Genomic DNA, 512 nt, shown 5'->3' with positions numbered 1-512 from the left:
CCTTCACGTGCTGCCTTGTTAACAGGGCGCTATGCCCCTCGTGTCAACGAAGGCAAAGGACTGTATGTGCTGTTTCCTCACTCTAAAACAGGACTGGAAGATGAGATGGAAGTGACCATTACCGAGTTGTTGAAAGAACAGGGTTATAAGACCGGACTTTATGGTAAGTGGCACTTAGGGCATCTGCCACAGTACCTGCCTTGTGTACATGGTTTCGATGAGTTTTTAGGTATACCGTATCCCAACGACCATGGGCCTGAACGTATCGGTAACAGTGGCTGGCGTCCTAATGGTGTGAGTGATCCGGCTATTCCATTGATTGAGCAGGCACAGGTGATAAAGCGATGCGATAATAACGATTTAGCGGAGTTGCCGGCCTTGTTTACCCGTGAAGCCTGTAAATTTATCTACCGCTCGGTAAAAGAGGATAAGAAACCATTCTACTTACAATATGCCAATATTGAAACCCATACGCCCTGGTTTGTACCTAAAGGATTCGAAGGCCAGAGTAA

At 46.9% G+C, this 512-nt stretch carries 1 protein-coding gene; it reads left to right on the top strand.

Translation table 11 applies throughout. The features are described from left to right. On the top strand, positions 1–512 hold a 512-nt coding region (locus FNN09_RS20915; protein ID WP_143304434.1), incomplete at both ends, for a sulfatase-like hydrolase/transferase.

The sequence above is a fragment of the Carboxylicivirga sp. M1479 genome, from assembly GCF_007097485.1.
GTDB lineage: Bacteria > Bacteroidota > Bacteroidia > Bacteroidales > Marinilabiliaceae > Carboxylicivirga.
This window is presented reverse-complemented; position numbering and strand designations above follow the sequence as displayed.